The organism is Streptomyces sp. SID13726, assembly GCF_010548375.1.
In the GTDB taxonomy this organism is placed as follows: domain Bacteria; phylum Actinomycetota; class Actinomycetes; order Streptomycetales; family Streptomycetaceae; genus Streptomyces.
This window is the reverse complement of record NZ_JAAGLY010000030.1, coordinates 80,142-95,187: the sequence shown is the minus strand read 5'-3', so window position 1 is coordinate 95,187 and position 15,046 is coordinate 80,142. Positions and strand designations below refer to the sequence as shown.

At 69.8% G+C, this 15,046-nt stretch carries 13 protein-coding genes; 7 read left to right on the top strand and 6 right to left on the bottom strand.

Going from position 1 to position 15,046, the window contains the following annotated elements:
- Both G3I78_RS41975 and G3I78_RS41970 read left to right on the top strand, forming a co-directional pair.
- On the top strand, window positions 1–3,505 hold a 3,505-nt coding region (locus G3I78_RS41975; protein WP_164434835.1), incomplete at its 5' end, for a multifunctional oxoglutarate decarboxylase/oxoglutarate dehydrogenase thiamine pyrophosphate-binding subunit/dihydrolipoyllysine-residue succinyltransferase subunit.
- A gap of 86 nt (window positions 3,506–3,591) precedes the next feature.
- Window positions 3,592–3,774 carry a DUF6104 family protein gene (locus G3I78_RS41970; protein ID WP_164434833.1) on the top strand — a complete coding sequence of 61 codons (183 nt, stop codon included), beginning with the start codon at window positions 3,592–3,594 and terminating at the stop codon, window positions 3,772–3,774.
- A 120-nt stretch (window positions 3,775–3,894) separates the two neighbouring features.
- Here the strand turns inward: G3I78_RS41970 and G3I78_RS41965 are convergent, their stop codons facing one another.
- Window positions 3,895–4,749, bottom strand: a complete 855-nt coding sequence (locus tag G3I78_RS41965; protein WP_164434831.1) for a hypothetical protein — start codon at window positions 4,747–4,749, stop codon at window positions 3,895–3,897.
- Window positions 4,750–4,896: 147 nt separating this feature from the next.
- Here G3I78_RS41965 and G3I78_RS41960 point away from each other — a divergent pair, with 147 nt between their 5' ends.
- Window positions 4,897–6,027: a DUF4097 family beta strand repeat-containing protein gene (locus tag G3I78_RS41960; protein ID WP_164434829.1), complete on the top strand. Its 1,131-nt coding sequence runs from the start codon at window positions 4,897–4,899 to the stop codon at window positions 6,025–6,027.
- A 1-nt stretch (window position 6,028) separates the two neighbouring features.
- Window positions 6,029–7,114, top strand: a complete 1,086-nt coding sequence (locus tag G3I78_RS41955) for a PadR family transcriptional regulator (RefSeq protein WP_164434827.1) — start codon at window positions 6,029–6,031, stop codon at window positions 7,112–7,114.
- Window positions 7,115–7,209: 95 nt separating this feature from the next.
- On the opposite strand, the gene G3I78_RS41950 is transcribed toward G3I78_RS41955, so the two are convergent.
- The 4 genes from G3I78_RS41950 to G3I78_RS41935 form a co-directional block, all read right to left on the bottom strand.
- Window positions 7,210–7,776 (bottom strand): Clp protease N-terminal domain-containing protein, encoded by a 567-nt coding sequence (locus G3I78_RS41950; RefSeq protein ID WP_164434825.1) that lies wholly within the window; start codon window positions 7,774–7,776, stop codon window positions 7,210–7,212.
- On the bottom strand, window positions 7,776–7,985 hold the full coding sequence (locus G3I78_RS41945) for a helix-turn-helix domain-containing protein (RefSeq protein ID WP_164434823.1): 210 nt from the start codon (window positions 7,983–7,985) through the stop codon (window positions 7,776–7,778). The genes G3I78_RS41950 and G3I78_RS41945 overlap by 1 nt, the downstream gene beginning before the upstream one ends.
- A gap of 117 nt (window positions 7,986–8,102) precedes the next feature.
- On the bottom strand, window positions 8,103–9,068 hold the full coding sequence (locus G3I78_RS41940) for a zinc-binding dehydrogenase (RefSeq protein WP_164434822.1): 966 nt from the start codon (window positions 9,066–9,068) through the stop codon (window positions 8,103–8,105).
- A gap of 498 nt (window positions 9,069–9,566) precedes the next feature.
- On the bottom strand, window positions 9,567–10,790 hold the full coding sequence (locus G3I78_RS41935; RefSeq protein ID WP_164434820.1) for an NADP-dependent malic enzyme: 1,224 nt from the start codon (window positions 10,788–10,790) through the stop codon (window positions 9,567–9,569).
- Window positions 10,791–11,444: 654 nt separating this feature from the next.
- Between G3I78_RS41935 and G3I78_RS41930 the strand changes: the two genes are divergently transcribed.
- From G3I78_RS41930 to G3I78_RS41920, 3 genes are read left to right on the top strand one after another with little or no spacing between them, the layout of a single operon-like run.
- Window positions 11,445–12,407: an ABC transporter substrate-binding protein gene (locus G3I78_RS41930; protein ID WP_164434818.1), complete on the top strand. Its 963-nt coding sequence runs from the start codon at window positions 11,445–11,447 to the stop codon at window positions 12,405–12,407.
- A 31-nt stretch (window positions 12,408–12,438) separates the two neighbouring features.
- The gene (locus G3I78_RS41925; protein ID WP_164434816.1) at window positions 12,439–13,383 is read left to right on the top strand and encodes an amino acid ABC transporter permease; all 945 of its coding nucleotides are present in this window, start codon (window positions 12,439–12,441) and stop codon (window positions 13,381–13,383) included.
- Entirely contained in the window at window positions 13,380–14,141 is a 762-nt protein-coding gene (locus G3I78_RS41920; protein WP_164434814.1) for an amino acid ABC transporter ATP-binding protein, read from the top strand. The genes G3I78_RS41925 and G3I78_RS41920 overlap by 4 nt, the downstream gene beginning before the upstream one ends.
- Window positions 14,142–14,230: 89 nt before the next feature.
- On the opposite strand, the gene G3I78_RS41915 is transcribed toward G3I78_RS41920, so the two are convergent.
- Entirely contained in the window at window positions 14,231–14,995 is a 765-nt protein-coding gene (locus G3I78_RS41915; RefSeq protein WP_164434812.1) for a class I SAM-dependent methyltransferase, read from the bottom strand.
- Window positions 14,996–15,046 lie beyond the last annotated feature (51 nt).

Genomic DNA, 15,046 nt, shown 5'->3' with positions numbered 1-15,046 from the left:
TGCGGCGCCCGCCAAGGCCGCGCCCGCCGCCGCTGCTCCGGCACCCAAGGCCGCTCCGGCGCAGGCCGCCCCGGCTCCGGCCGCCGCGAAGCTGCCGGGCCGTCCGAAGGCCGGTGAGGTCACGGCGGCTCCCGAGGGCCCCGAGATGATCACGCTGCGCGGCCCCGCCGCCGCGGTCGCGAAGAACATGAACGCCTCGCTGGAGCTGCCCACGGCCACGTCCGTGCGCGCGGTCCCGGTGAAGCTGCTCTTCGACAACCGCATCGTCATCAACAACCATCTGAAGCGTGCCCGGGGCGGGAAGATCTCCTTCACCCACCTCATCGGCTACGCGATGGTGCAGGCCATCAAGGCCATGCCGTCGATGAACTGGCACTACGCGGAGAAGGACGGGAAGCCCACCCTCGTCAAGCCGCCGCACATCAACTTCGGCCTCGCCATCGACCTGGTGAAGCCCAACGGCGACCGCCAGCTGGTCGTCGCGGGCATCAAGAAGGCCGAGACGCTGAACTTCTTCGAGTTCTGGCAGGCCTACGAGGACATCGTCCGCCGCGCCCGCGACGGCAAGCTGACGATGGACGACTTCTCGGGCGTCACGGTCTCCCTGACGAACCCGGGCGGCCTCGGTACGGTCCACTCCGTGCCGCGCCTCATGCCCGGCCAGTCGGTCATCATGGGCGTCGGCTCCATGGACTACCCCGCGGAGTTCCAGGGCACCTCCCAGGACACCCTGAACAAGCTCGGCATCTCGAAGGTCATGACGCTCACGTCGACCTACGACCACCGGGTCATCCAGGGCGCCGCCTCCGGCGAGTTCCTGCGGATCGTCGCGAACCTCCTGCTCGGCGAGAACGACTTCTTCGACGAGATCTTCGAGGCGCTGCGCATCCCCTACGAGCCGGTCCGCTGGCTCAAGGACATCGACGCCTCCCACGACGACGACGTCACTAAGGCCGCCCGCGTCTTCGAGCTGATCCACTCCTACCGGGTCCGCGGCCACGTCATGGCCGACACCGACCCGCTGGAGTACCAGCAGCGCAAGCACCCCGACCTGGACATCACCGAGCACGGCCTCACCCTGTGGGACCTGGAGCGGGAGTTCGCGGTCGGCGGCTTCGCCGGCAAGTCGATGATGAAGCTGCGCGACATCCTCGGCGTGCTGCGCGACTCGTACTGCCGCACCACCGGCATCGAGTTCATGCACATCCAGGACCCGAAGCAGCGCAAGTGGATCCAGGACCGCATCGAGCGCCCGCACTCCAAGCCGGAGCGCGAGGAGCAGCTGCGCATCCTGCGCCGGCTGAACGCCGCGGAGGCCTTCGAGACCTTCCTCCAGACGAAGTACGTCGGCCAGAAGCGCTTCTCCCTGGAGGGCGGCGAGTCCGTCATCCCGCTGCTCGACGCGGTGCTCGACTCGGCGGCGGAGTCCCGTCTCGACGAGGTCGTCATCGGCATGGCCCACCGCGGCCGCCTGAACGTCCTGGCCAACATCGTCGGCAAGTCGTACGCCCAGATCTTCCGCGAGTTCGAGGGCAACCTCGACCCGAAGTCGATGCACGGCTCCGGCGACGTGAAGTACCACCTGGGCGCCCAGGGCACCTTCACGGGCCTGGACGGCGAGCAGATCACCGTCTCGCTGGCCGCGAACCCGTCCCACCTGGAGACGGTCGACCCGGTCATCGAGGGCATCGCCCGCGCCAAGCAGGACATCATCAACAAGGGCGGCACGGACTTCACCGTCCTGCCGGTCGCCCTGCACGGTGACGCGGCCTTCGCGGGCCAGGGCGTGGTGGCCGAGACGCTGAACATGTCGCAGCTGCGCGGCTACCGCACCGGCGGCACCGTCCACATCGTCATCAACAACCAGGTCGGCTTCACGGCGGCGCCCGAGTCCTCGCGCTCCTCCATGTACGCCACCGACGTGGCCCGCATGATCGAGGCCCCGATCTTCCACGTGAACGGCGACGACCCGGAGGCCGTGGTCCGCGTGGCCCGCCTGGCCTTCGAGTTCCGTCAGGCGTTCAACAAGGACGTGGTGATCGACCTCATCTGCTACCGCCGCCGCGGTCACAACGAGTCGGACAACCCGGCCTTCACCCAGCCCCTGATGTACGACCTGATCGACAAGAAGCGCTCGGTGCGCAAGCTGTACACCGAGTCCCTCATCGGTCGCGGCGACATCACCCTGGAAGAGGCCGAGCAGGCCCTCCAGGACTACCAGGGCCAGCTGGAGAAGGTCTTCACCGAGGTCCGCGAGGCCGTCACGGCCCAGCCGGCCGCCGGTCCCGTCTCCGACCCGCAGGCCGAGTTCCCGGTCGCCGTCTCCACCGCGATCTCCTCGGAGACCGTGAAGCGGATCGCCGAGTCCCAGGTCAACATCCCCGACACCTTCCACGTCCACCCGCGTCTGCTGCCCCAGCTGCAGCGCCGGGCGGCGATGGTCGAGGACGGGACGATCGACTGGGGCATGGGCGAGACGCTGGCCGTCGGCTCCCTGCTGCTCGAAGGCACCCCGGTGCGCCTCTCCGGCCAGGACTCCCAGCGCGGCACCTTCGGCCAGCGCCACGCGGTCCTCATCAACCGCGAGACGGGCGAGGAGCACACCCCGCTCCAGTACCTCGCCGAGGACCAGGCCCGCTACAACGTCTACAACTCCCTGCTCTCCGAGTACGCGGTCATGGGCTTCGAGTACGGCTACTCGCTGGCCCGCCCCGACGCGCTCGTGATGTGGGAGGCGCAGTTCGGCGACTTCGTCAACGGCGCGCAGACGGTGGTCGACGAGTACATCTCGGCGGCGGAGCAGAAGTGGGGCCAGACGTCCGGCGTCACCCTGCTGCTCCCCCACGGCTACGAGGGCCAGGGCCCGGACCACTCGTCCGCGCGCGTGGAGCGCTTCCTCCAGCTCTGCGCCCAGAACAACATGACGGTCGCGATGCCGACGCTCCCGTCGAACTACTTCCACCTTCTCCGCTGGCAGGTGCACAACCCGCACCACAAGCCGCTGGTGGTCTTCACCCCGAAGTCGATGCTGCGCCTCAAGGCCGCCGCGTCGAAGACGGAGGAGTTCACGTCGGGTCAGTTCCGCCCGGTCATCGGCGACTCGACGGTGGAGGCGAACGCGGTCAAGAAGGTCGTCTTCTGCGCCGGCAAGGTCTACTACGACCTTGAGGCCGAGCGTCAGAAGCGCGGTGTCACGGACACGGCGATCATCCGCCTGGAGCGCCTGTACCCCCTGCCGGGTGCCGAGGTCCAGGCCGAGATCGCCAAGTACCCGAACGCCGAGAAGTACCTCTGGGCCCAGGAGGAGCCGGCGAACCAGGGCGCCTGGCCGTTCATCGCCCTCAACCTGATCGACCACCTCGACCTGGCGGTCGGCGCGGACGTCCCGCACGGCGAGCGCCTGCGTCGGATCTCCCGCCCGCACGGCTCCTCGCCTGCGGTGGGGTCGGCGAAGCGGCACCAGGCTGAGCAGGAGCAGTTGGTCCGGGAGGTGTTCGAGGCGTAACCGCTCACGCGGATCACGCTCGGCGGCCGGGCCGCACCCCTCTCAGGGGTGCGGCCCGGCCGTTTTCCCCCACATATCCTTGAGGCATGTACTTCACCGACCGAGGCATCGAAGAGCTGGAGAAGCGACGCGGCGAGGAGGAGGTCAGCTTCGAGTGGCTGGCCGAGCAGCTGCGTACGTTCGTCGATCTGAATCCGGACTTCGAGGTGCCGGTGGAGCGGCTGGCCACGTGGCTGGCCCGGCTGGACGACGAGGACGACGACGAGTAGGACGGCGTGACGCGGGGCGCCTCTTCGGGGGCGCCTTTTTGGGTTTCAGTCGCGCGGGCGGGTCGGTCAGTCGTGCGGGCGCGTCGGTCAGTCGGGCAGTCAGTCGCGCAGGCTGGTCTGTCAGTCGCGCGGGCGCGTGAGGTCGTACGCCAGTCCCAGCGCGCCGTGCGCGAGCAGCAGCGCCCCCGCCGTGAGCCAGCCACCGCTGCGGTGTCGTAGGGCCCAGGCGGTCAGGGGGAGGCCGGTCGCCACCTGGGCCAGGGACAGGGTGCGGGCCCTGGGGTCGCCGGACCAGGGGAGCCAGGGGGTCAGGCGGCGGCCTGCCACGGCCTCGAACTCGCCCTGTACGACGTCCCGCCAGCCGTCCGCCTCGACGGACCGGGCGTTCGGCTGGACGCGGGCGACTTCGCGGAGGCGGTCGGCGGGTTCGCCGGGGGTGAGGCCGGCGGGGAGGGTCAGGCCCGCGCGCGTGAGGACCGCCAGCAGGCCGCGGAGGCGGGCCCGGGCGTCGGATGCCGGGTCCGGTTTCGTCAGGTGGTCGAGGGACTGGACGTCCAGCACGGGGTCGAGGGACAGACGGGCGGCGAAGGTGCGCATGGCCTCGTCCTCGCCGGCCGGGGTGCCGTTGGTGAGCCAGACATAGCCGACCGGGCGGCGGAAGCCGGACGCGAGGGTGTAGCCGCCGCGGTCGGCGTCCCACCACAGCGCGAGAACGGGCCAGGGAGCGCCCACGGCCAGGGCGGTGGCCCAGCCGGTGAGGACGCGGTCGACCGGCTCCTCACCGCCCAGCCAGGGCTTCCCCTCCGGTACGAGAACGCTCCACTCGTCACCCGCGCCCGTGAGCAGCATGCGCTCGCGCAGCAGCCGGGCGGCGGGGGCGACGGCGTCCGGTGCGGCCCGGCAGAGCAGCAGGGCACCAGGGGCGGGACCTGCGCGGCCCGAGGGGCCGGTACGGGAGGAGCGTGCCGTGGACATGGTCACACGCTAGGGGCATTTGCCATGCTTCGTCATATTTCCAGCCCCGAGTATCCCTGGAAAGAGTGTCTTGACTTTCGACGTCCACGATATATCGTGAATTGCAGGAGACGCGATATGGCGCGTTGCTACGGGGAGGTCTGCACCATGTCCGAGTGGTCCGTCACTGAGCCCAGGAAGCTCACCTTCGACGAGCCCGTACGCGAACTCCACGTACGCATCGTCAACGGAACGGTGAACGTGGTGGGCACGGACGAAGGTTCCGCGCGCCTGGAGGTCTCCGAGATCGAGGGACCGCCCCTGGTCGTCACCCAGGAGGGCGGCACCCTCACCGTCGCCTACGAGGACCTGCCCTGGAAGGGCTTCCTCAAGTGGCTCGACCGCAAGGGCTGGCGGCGCAGCGCGGTCGTCTCCCTGGCCGTGCCGGCCGAGACCCGCGTCGAGGTGGGCGTGGTCAGCGCCGGGGCCGTCGTGTCGGGGCTGCGCGGCCCGTCGGTGGTGAAGGGGGTCAACGGCGACACGACCCTGGTCGGCGTCTCCGGCACCGTCCGCGCGGACACCGTCTCGGGGAACCTGGAGGCCCAGGCCGTCACCGGCGACCTCCGTTTCAACTCCGTCTCCGGGGATCTCACCGTCGTGGAGGGCTCCGGCCCCTCCGTGCGGGCCGACTCTGTCAGCGGCTCGATGATCGTCGACCTCGACCCGGACGGCCCCACCGACGTACGCCTCACCAGCGTCTCCGGCGAGATCGCCATCCGCCTCCCCCAGCCCGCGGACGCGGAGGTGGAGGCCAACACCGCCAGCGGGACGATCTCCAACGCCTTCGACGGCCTACGGGTACACGGCCAGTGGGGCGCCCACAAGGTCACCGGCCGCCTCGGCGCAGGCACCGGAAAGCTCCGCGCGACCACGGTCTCGGGCTCGATCGCCCTTCTCCGGCGGCCACCTCGGGAGGACGACGAGGAGGAGCCGTGGGAGACGGATCCGTTCGTGAAGGACGGCGGGGCGGACGCGGGTGCGGCTGGCACGAGCGCGGCTAGGGACGCGGGCGCGGGCAGGCCCGCTGGAACGGGGGCTTCCGACCCGGTCGACCCTGTTGATCCGGCAGACCCCGCAGACCCTGTTGATCCCGCAGACCCTGTTGATCCCGCTGACCCGGTCGACTCCCCCGCCCCCTCCGACCCGGCAGACGGCGAGCACCGCACCTCGCGAGACAATCCCGTTTCCGGCCCGACCCCCACCCCGGCCGACGGCACGACCGACAAGAAGGTGCTCTGACATGCCCCCCGTCTTCGCCCACGGCCGCCTCCGCCTCTACCTGCTGAAGCTGCTGGACGAGGCCCCGCGCCACGGCTACGAGGTGATCCGGCTCCTGGAGGAGCGCTTCCAGGGCCTGTACGCCCCCTCGGCGGGCACCGTCTACCCCCGCCTGGCCAAGCTGGAGGCGGAAGGCCTGGTCACCCATACCACTGAGGGTGGCCGGAAGGTGTACGCCATCACCGACGCGGGCCGTGCCGAGCTGGCCGACCGCAGCGGCGAACTGGCCGACCTGGAGCTGGAGATCCGCGAGTCGGTCGCCGAGCTGGCCGCCGAGATCCGGGCCGACGTACGCGGCGCGGCGGGCGACCTGCGGCGCGAGATGCGGGCCGCCGCGACCGAGGCCCGCCGCGGCACCGGCGGCGGCACCAAGGGCACCGGCGGCGGACACGAGGGCCCCTTCGGGGACTTCACGGAGTACGCCGACAACGAGTCCTGGCGCGCCGCCAAGGAGGAGATGCGCCGCGTCAAGCAGGAGTGGAAGGAACAGGCCCGGCGCGCCAAGGACGAGAGCCGCCGCGCCCGCGAGGAGGCCCAGCGGGCCCGCCGCCAGGCCAAGGAGGCCCAGGACCGGGCGAGGGAGCAGGCCCAGGAGGAGGTGCAGCGCATCGCCCGGCGGGTCCAGGAGCAGGTGCAGGACCACTTCGCACGCGGCGACTGGCCTACGGGGGTGCGCGAGGGGCTGACCGAACTGGCCAAGGAGTTCGGCGAGTTCGGGAAGGACTACGGCAAGGAGTTCGGGAAGGACTTCGGCTTCGGCCGGGGCGGCGTGCGGACCGAGGGCAAGACAGGCAAGACGCCACCGGCCCCCGAGTACGCGGACACCCCCGAGGACTTCCCCGGCGAGTACGAACCGTCCTGGGCCCACGAGTACCCGACCGGAAACCCGTCCCGCGACCTGGACCGCCTGCTCGACCGTTTCCGGGACGACATCCGCGACGCGGCCCGCGACCACGGCATCACGGCCGACCAGCTCCGCGACGCCCGCCGCCACCTGTCGACGGCGGCGGCCCACATAGGAGCACTGCTGAGGACACCGAAGGCGTGAGACGACGGGGCGTGGGCAGTACGGCCGGCCCGAGAGCCGGCGATGCCGTACTGCCCCCCCCGGGGGGGAGTGTCCCCCTCCCGTCTCCCGTCCCCTCAGCCCGCCTTCACCTCCCCGCCACCCCCGTAGAGAACACGCATGACCGACTCGTAAGTCACGCCGTGATCCGCGAGCACCTCTCCCGCCACCCCGGGCCTGACCGTCAGGGCGAGCAGGATGTGCTCGTCGCCGACATGGCGGTCGCGCCGGGCCACGGTGATCCGCAGGGCCTTCTCCAGGATCTCCTTGGCGCCCCGCCCGAAGGTGCGCCTCCCGGACCACCACGCCTTGCCCTCGGTGCCACCGGACATCGCACCGACTCCGTGGACCTCCTCCACGCGGGCGACGATCTCCGAGACATCGATACCGAGCCCGGCGAGTGCCTCGGCGTCGGCCTGGGACAGCCCGGCCCGCCGTCGCGCCTCCCCCAGGGCCTCCCGTACAGCGTCCCCTCGCTCGGTGAGCCCGAGGGCGGCGAGTGCGAAGGAGGCGCGGCTGCCCTCGCGTTCGAGGAGGGCGAGGAGCAGATGCTCGGCGTCGACGGACCCGGCCCCCGTAGCCTCCGCGTGCTCGACCGCGCTCATGACCACCGCACGGGCGTCTTTCGTGAACCGCTCGAACATCAATGCCTCCCGTACTTCTTGTGCACGGCCTGCCTGCTCACCCCGAGTTCGGCGGCGATCTCCTGCCACGACCAGCCCTGATGGCGCGCACTGCGCACCTGCACCGCCTCCAACTGCTCCAGCAGCCGGCGCAGCGCGGCGACGGCGCGCAGTCCGATCCGGGGATCGCGATCGCCCGCGCGCTCGGCGAGATCCGTTGCTTCGGTCATGGCGTCAACCTACGTTGACACCCCACCTCCCGTCAACCATAGTTGACAAACGCGGACGGCCGACCCGTACCCGGATCGGCCGTCGACAAGAACAATCAAGACAAGAAGGGCGGAAGATCAATCGTTGGAAAGCACGATCTTCCCGAACAGCTCACCGGACTCGACCCGCTGGAAGCCCTCACGGGCCCGGTCCATCGGCAGGATCTCGTCGATGACGGGACGCACACCCGTGGCCGCGCAGAACGCGAGCAGATCCTCCAGCTCGTCCTTGGTCCCCATGGTCGACCCCACGACCTTGAGCTCCAGGAAGAAGATCCGGGTCAGTTCGGCGTGCGAGGGGCGGTCACCGCTCGTGGCACCCGAGATGACCAACGTTCCACCGGGCTTCAGCGACTTCACCGAGTGCGACCAGGTGGCCGCGCCGACGGTCTCGATGACGGCGTCCACCCGCTGCGAGAGCCGCGCCCCCGACTCCACCGCCTCCACGGCACCCAGCTCCACGGCACGCTTCCGCTTGGCCTCGTCCCGGCTGGTGGCGAAGACCCTCAGCCCGGCGGCCTTCCCGAGCACGATGGCCGCGGTGGCGACCCCACCGCCGGCGCCCTGCACCAGCACGGAGTCCCCGGGCCGTACGCCCGCGTTCGTGAACAGCATCCGGTACGCCGTCAGCCAGGCCGTCGGCAGACAGGCGGCCTCGGCGAAGGACAGCTCCTTCGGCTTGGGCAGGACGTTCCAGGTCGGCACGGTCACCTGCTCGGCGAACGTCCCCTGATAACGCTCGGTCAGGATGGACCGGGGCTCCTTGGGACCCACCCCGTGCCCGCTCTGCCCGATGACGGAGTGCAGGACGACCTCATTGCCGTCCGCATCGACACCGGCGGCGTCACAGCCGAGGATCATCGGCAGGGTGTCCTCCGCGAGGCCGACGCCCCGCAAGGACCAGAGGTCGTGGTGATTGAGAGAAGCGGCCTTGACATCGACGACACTCCAACCCGGCCGGACCTCAGGGGCCGGGCGCTCCCCCAATTCCAGTCCCGAGAGGGGGTTGTCGCGGTCGATTCGGGCGGCGTAGACAGCGAACATGACCTTGACGATAGGGTCCGTCGGCGACACGGGGAACGGGAACGCGTTGTGACACACGCCCTGTTGCGGAGTACGCCTGTTGGGGTGCCGGGTTCGGTTGTGGGGCGGCTGCGGGCGAGTGGGGGCTTGTCGCGCAGTTCCCCGCGCCCCTGAGGAGTTGCAGCCGGCCTGCGCCGATACCCGCCCCCCCCCTCGACCGCGGCGCCCCACGCGCGCCACCACGGGCCGTTGGCCGCCGACGGTGCGCAGGGGACGGGGTGGGGGGTGTCCGCCCGCAGCGGCCGGCGTCCGTTACCGAGACCTGCTCAAGTGGCCGAGCCGCCGGACCGAGGACGGATACCCCCCACCCCGGCCCCGACCCACAACACACCCGCACGCGCTACACACGCCCCCACCGAAGCCGAGCAGGCCGCCGCAGGCACCCCAGGGGCGCGGGGAACTGCGCAAAAACGCCAGCCCCCACGCACCCGCAGACAACCACCCAACGGCCCAAAAACCTCAGCGCCGAGCAACCCCCTCCGCCCGAGCCGCCGCAGCCACCGCCGCAGTAACCGCAGGCGCCACCCGCTCATCGAACGGCGAAGGAATCACATAGTCGGCCGCGAGATCGTCCCCGACCACAGCAGCCAACGCCTCCGCCGCCGCGATCTTCATCCCCTCCGTGATCCGAGAGGCCCGCACCTGAAGCGCCCCCGCGAAGATCCCCGGAAACGCCAGCACGTTGTTGATCTGGTTCGGGAAGTCGGACCGCCCGGTAGCCACCACGGCCGCGTACTTGTGCGCGACATCGGGGTGGACCTCGGGGTTCGGGTTGGCCATGGCGAAGACGAACGCCCCGTCCGCCATGGACGCGACGGCAGCCTCCGGCACCGTCCCGCCGGAGACGCCGATGAAGACGTCCGCCCCGGCCAGCGCGTCCTCCAGGGACCCGGTCAGCCCAGCCTTGTTGGTGAACCCGGCGAGCTCCCGCTTCACGGACGTGAGGTCGTCCCGGTCCCCGGACACGACACCCCGCCGGTCGGCGACGGCGACGTCCCCGATCCCCGCCTCGACGAGCATCTTGGCGATGGCGACCCCGGCCGCCCCCGCCCCGGAGATCACCGCACGAAGATCTCCGATGGTCCGCCCGCTCAGCCGCGCCGCGTTCCGCAGGGCCGCCAGCGTCACGACGGCCGTACCGTGCTGGTCGTCGTGGAAGACGGGAATGTCGAGCCGCTCCTGGAGCCGCTTCTCAATCTCGAAGCACCGGGGAGCCGAGATGTCCTCGAGGTTCACACCGCCGAAGGACGGGGCGAGCCGGACCACGGTCTCGATGATCTCGTCGACGTCGGTGCAGGCCAGCGCGAGCGGAACCGCGTCCACCCCGCCGAACTGCTTGAACAGGATCGCCTTGCCCTCCATGACCGGGAGGGAGGCCTCTGGCCCGATGTCACCGAGCCCCAGCACGGCCGTACCGTCGGTCACGACGGCGACCACGGACGACTTCCACGTGTAGTCGTGGACGAGTTCCGGCTGCTCGGCGATGGCGCTGCACACCTTCGCCACGCCGGGCGTGTACGCGAGGGACAGGTCGTCCTTGTCGCGGACCGGCACGGTGGCCTGCACAGCCATCTTGCCGCCGCGGTGCAGCGCGAACGCGGGGTCGAAGGAGTCGAGGGGCTCCGCCCCGCCGTCCTGGCCCGTATCGCTGTCGCTGCGAGGATTGACGATCTCCGCTGCCACTTTGTCTTACCCCTTAGGTCTTCATGGTTTGAGGGTGGCCGCTCCTGGTTGAGGAGCGGGCGGGCACCGCGCACAGCCCCGGTCGTGGACACATACGTCGTAGACGCGTACGTCGTGGACACATACGCCGTGGACCTATACGGATACGTACGGGCCGATGCGCGACGGGCGCGCCGCACACGCGCCCTGAGCCCCGGATGAGGGGTGTAAAGAACCTTCTTACCGGACGACCGGCTTCGAGGACGAGTCCAATACGTGCAAGGTCACATGCCGGAGCCCAAATCGATCATCGATCACCGGATGCAGGTGACATGAATCATGGGGTCGGTATACGGCCACGTCCTCGCGGCCCCTCGGCAAGGAGTCGACACCGAAGATCTTCCGGCCGGAATGTCAGATTCCCGCAGATGATCCGGTCAGGATGTACGGACATCGGGCGGTTCGGGGGTCACCCGTTATCCGATTTTGACATGACCGTCTCCCTGAATGGTCCAGTCCGAATGGCAAGATGCCGTAATCACACGAGGTCGCGGCGCTCGAAGACGTGTGCTCTCGTCGACCCGAGGACCCACCAGGATCCAAGGCCCCCGCCGAAGCCGTCGGCGACGCCTCCCGCCCATCGGCAACTCCACCCATCCGCCGGAGGAACCCACCATGACCGCACGCTCCACCCGTCGTACGACCGTCGCGCGCACCAGGACAGCCGCGGTAGGTGCGATCGCGGTCGCAGGCGCCCTGCTTCTCACCGGTTGCGGTGACCAGACCAACGACAGCGGCTCGGACAGCTCCAGCTCCGCCGGCACGTCCTCCGCCCCGCTGGCCGACAAGCTGCCCAAGGAGATCCGCGACAAGGGCGTCATCAAGGTCGGCTCGGACATCGCGTACGCGCCGGTCGAGTTCAAGGACGACGCCGGCAAGACGGCCGGTATCGACCCGGACCTCGCCGACGCCATGGGCAAGCAGCTCGGCGTGAAGTTCGAGTTCGAGAACGGCACCTTCGACACCCTGATCACGGGTCTGCGCTCCGACCGGTACGACATCGCCATGTCGGCCATGACGGACACGAAGGACCGCCAGGAGGGCGTCGACTCCGAGACCGGCAAGAAGGTCGGCGAGGGCGTCGACTTCGTGGACTACTTCACCGCCGGTGTCTCGATCTACACCCAGAAGGGCAAGAACACCGACATCAAGTCGTGGTCGGACCTGTGCGGCCGGAAGATCGTGGTGCAGCGCGGCTCGGTCTCCGAGGACCTCGCCAAGGCCGAGGCCAAGAAGTGCACGGGCGGCAAGAAGCTGGCCATCGAGCCCTTCGACACCGACCAGCAGGCCCAGACCCGCCTGCGCGCGGGCGGCGCGGACGCCGGTTCGTCCGACTTCCCGGTCGCCGCGTACGCGGTCGCGCACTCCGGCGGCGGCAAGGACTTCCAGATCGTCGGCGAGCAGGTCGAGGCGGCCCCGTACGGCATCGCGGTCGCCAAGAACGACACCCAGCTGCGCGACGCCCTCCAGGCCGCCCTGGACGCGATCATCGCGAACGGCGACTACGGCAAGGTCCTGAAGAAGTGGGGCGTCGAGGACGGCGCCGTGACCAAGGCCGCCGTCAACGGCGGCAAGTGACCGCGGACCGCGGCACTGAAAGGCAATACCCGTGACTGCTGACATCGACAAGACGGACGGGCCGGCGGACACCCCGCCGGCCGGCCCGGAGGCCATCAAGGCCATCCCGGTCCGTCACTACGGGCGGTACGTCTCCGCCGTGATCGCGCTCGCCCTGCTGGGCGCGATCGTCTACGCGTTCTCCCAGGGCAAGATCAACTGGGGCGCGATCCCGGACTACTTCTTCAATGACCGCGTCCTCAGCGGTGTGGGCAAGACCCTGCTGCTCACGGTGCTGTGCATGCTCATCGGCATCGTCGGCGGCATCCTGCTGGCCGTGATGCGGCTGTCGAAGAACCCGGTGACCTCGTCCATCGCGTGGTTCTACATCTGGTTCTTCCGCGGCACCCCGGTCCTGGTCCAGCTCATCGTCTGGTTCAACCTGGGCCTGGTCTTCGAGTACATCAACCTCGGGCCGATCTACAAGGACGAGTGGTCGCAGTTCATGACCCCGTTCCTGACGGCGCTGCTGGGCCTCGGGCTCAACGAGGCGGCGTACATGGCGGAGATCTGCCGGGCCGGCCTGCTCTCGGTCGACGAGGGCCAGACCGAGGCGTCGCACGCGCTGGGCATGAGCCACGGCAGGACGCTGCGCCGGATCGTCATCCCGCAGGCGATGCGCGTGATCGTGCCGCCCACGGGCAACGAGGTCATCAACATGCTGAAGACGACCTCGCTGGTGTCCGTGGTCCAGTACTCGGAGCTGCTCCGGGTCGCCCAGGACATCGGGCAGACCTCCGGCGCACCGGCCGAGATGCTGTTCCTCGCCGCCGCCTGGTACCTGGTGCTGACCTCGGTCTTCAGCGTCGGCCAGTACTACCTTGAGCGGTACTACGCCCGCGGCTCCAGCCGTATGCTCCCGGACACGCCGTTCCAGAAGATCAAGGCGAACCTGCTGTCCCTGTCGAACCGTTCGTCGGCGGGAGGCACCGCATGACAGCCATGGTGAAGGCCGAAGGCGTCCACAAGTCCTTCGGACTCGTCGAGGTCCTCAAGGGCATCGACCTGGAGGTGAAGTCCGGCGAGGTGTTCTGCCTCATCGGCCCCTCCGGCTCGGGCAAGTCCACCTTCCTCAGGTGCATCAACCACCTGGAGAAGATCAACGCCGGCCGGCTCTACGTCGACGGCGAGCTGGTCGGCTACCGCCAGAAGGGCGACAAGCTCTACGAGCTCAAGGACAGCGAGGTCGCGCTGAAGCGCCGGGACATCGGCATGGTCTTCCAGCGCTTCAACCTGTTCCCGCACATGACGGCGCTGGAGAACGTCATGGAGGCTCCGGTGCAGGTCAAGGGCGTGGCCAAGAGCCAGGCCAGGGACCGTGCGCGGGAGCTCCTGGAGCGGGTCGGGCTGGCCGACAAGGCCGGGAACTACCCCTCCCAGCTCTCCGGTGGCCAGCAGCAGCGGGTGGCCATCGCGCGGGCCCTGGCGATGGACCCGAAGCTGATGCTCTTCGACGAGCCGACCTCGGCGCTCGACCCGGAGCTGGTCGGTGACGTCCTCGACGTCATGCGCGACCTCGCCGAGTCCGGCATGACGATGGTCGTCGTCACCCACGAGATGGGCTTCGCCCGCGAGGTCGGCGACAGCCTCGTCTTCATGGACGGCGGTGTGGTCGTCGAGTCCGGCGACCCTCGCGAGGTCCTGACGAACCCTCAGCACGAACGCACGAGGTCGTTCCTGTCGAAGGTGCTCTGACCCCAGCGAGGACGAGGGGCGGTACGGATCCTGGATCCGTACCGCCCCTCGTTCATGCACGGCCATGTGCCCCTGACTCGCTCCCAGGGTCAGCGCCGCTTCAGGCCGAGCAGCAGTGTGTCCGACGGTGAGCACCACACCGGCCTGGCCTCGTCGAAGCCGTGCTCGCGCAGCACGCGCGCGTGCCACTGGACCGAGGGGGTCTCGCCCTCGGCGTGCTCGCCGTAGATCTCGAAGCGGCGGGCGGTCGGCTCGGCGAGGACCGGGTCCTCGGCGGCGAGCTGCCACCAGTCGGCCCAGTCGAGGGCGCCGTCGCCGCGGGCCCGCTCCATGAGCGCGTGCCGCTGGGCCCGCTCGGCCGCGTTGATGCGGGGCGTGCTGTCGTCGGTCATGTGGTCGGCGTTCATGAACACACCGCCGGGCCGGGCCAGTTCGGAGATCCGGCCGTAGAGTGCGGCGAGGGGGTCACGGCGCAGCCAGTGAAGGGCGGTCGCGGTGAGAATCGCGTCGTACGACTCGTGCGGCAGCCGCGTGGGCCAGTGCGGGTCCGTCAGGTCGGCCTCGACGAAGGTCACCCGGTCGTCGCCCGCGAAGGTGCCGCGCGCGATGGTGAGCAGCGCGGGGTCCAGGTCGACGCCGGTGCTGGTGGCCCCCGGGAAGCGGGCGAGCAGCCGGGCGGTGATGGTGCCGGTGCCGCACGCGAGGTCGAGGACGCGCGGTGCGGGTCCGACGAGGGCCTCCACCATGTCGAGCATGACCCGGAACCGCTCCTCGCGGTCCGGCATGTACCACTCCTGCTGCCGGTCCCAGCTCTCCTGCCAGGCCTGCCAGTCGGTGCCGACACCCGTCGCCATCAAAGCCCCCTGTCCACCCACTGTCGTAATACCCTGGAAGCACGATCAGCT

Bases quoted from the DNA above. Each gene is read 5' to 3' on its own strand.
- G3I78_RS41970 (WP_164434833.1), top strand. From the start codon at position 3,592: ATGTACTTCACCGACCGAGGCATCGAAGAGCTGGAGAAGCGACGCGGC.
- G3I78_RS41965 (WP_164434831.1), bottom strand. From the start codon at position 4,749: ATGTCCACGGCACGCTCCTCCCGTACCGGCCCCTCGGGCCGCGCAGGT.
- G3I78_RS41960 (WP_164434829.1), top strand. From the start codon at position 4,897: ATGTCCGAGTGGTCCGTCACTGAGCCCAGGAAGCTCACCTTCGACGAG.
- G3I78_RS41955 (WP_164434827.1), top strand. From the start codon at position 6,029: ATGCCCCCCGTCTTCGCCCACGGCCGCCTCCGCCTCTACCTGCTGAAG.
- G3I78_RS41950 (WP_164434825.1), bottom strand. From the start codon at position 7,776: ATGTTCGAGCGGTTCACGAAAGACGCCCGTGCGGTGGTCATGAGCGCG.
- G3I78_RS41945 (WP_164434823.1), bottom strand. From the start codon at position 7,985: ATGACCGAAGCAACGGATCTCGCCGAGCGCGCGGGCGATCGCGATCCC.
- G3I78_RS41940 (WP_164434822.1), bottom strand. From the start codon at position 9,068: ATGTTCGCTGTCTACGCCGCCCGAATCGACCGCGACAACCCCCTCTCG.
- G3I78_RS41930 (WP_164434818.1), top strand. From the start codon at position 11,445: ATGACCGCACGCTCCACCCGTCGTACGACCGTCGCGCGCACCAGGACA.
- G3I78_RS41920 (WP_164434814.1), top strand. From the start codon at position 13,380: ATGACAGCCATGGTGAAGGCCGAAGGCGTCCACAAGTCCTTCGGACTC.
- G3I78_RS41915 (WP_164434812.1), bottom strand. From the start codon at position 14,995: ATGGCGACGGGTGTCGGCACCGACTGGCAGGCCTGGCAGGAGAGCTGG.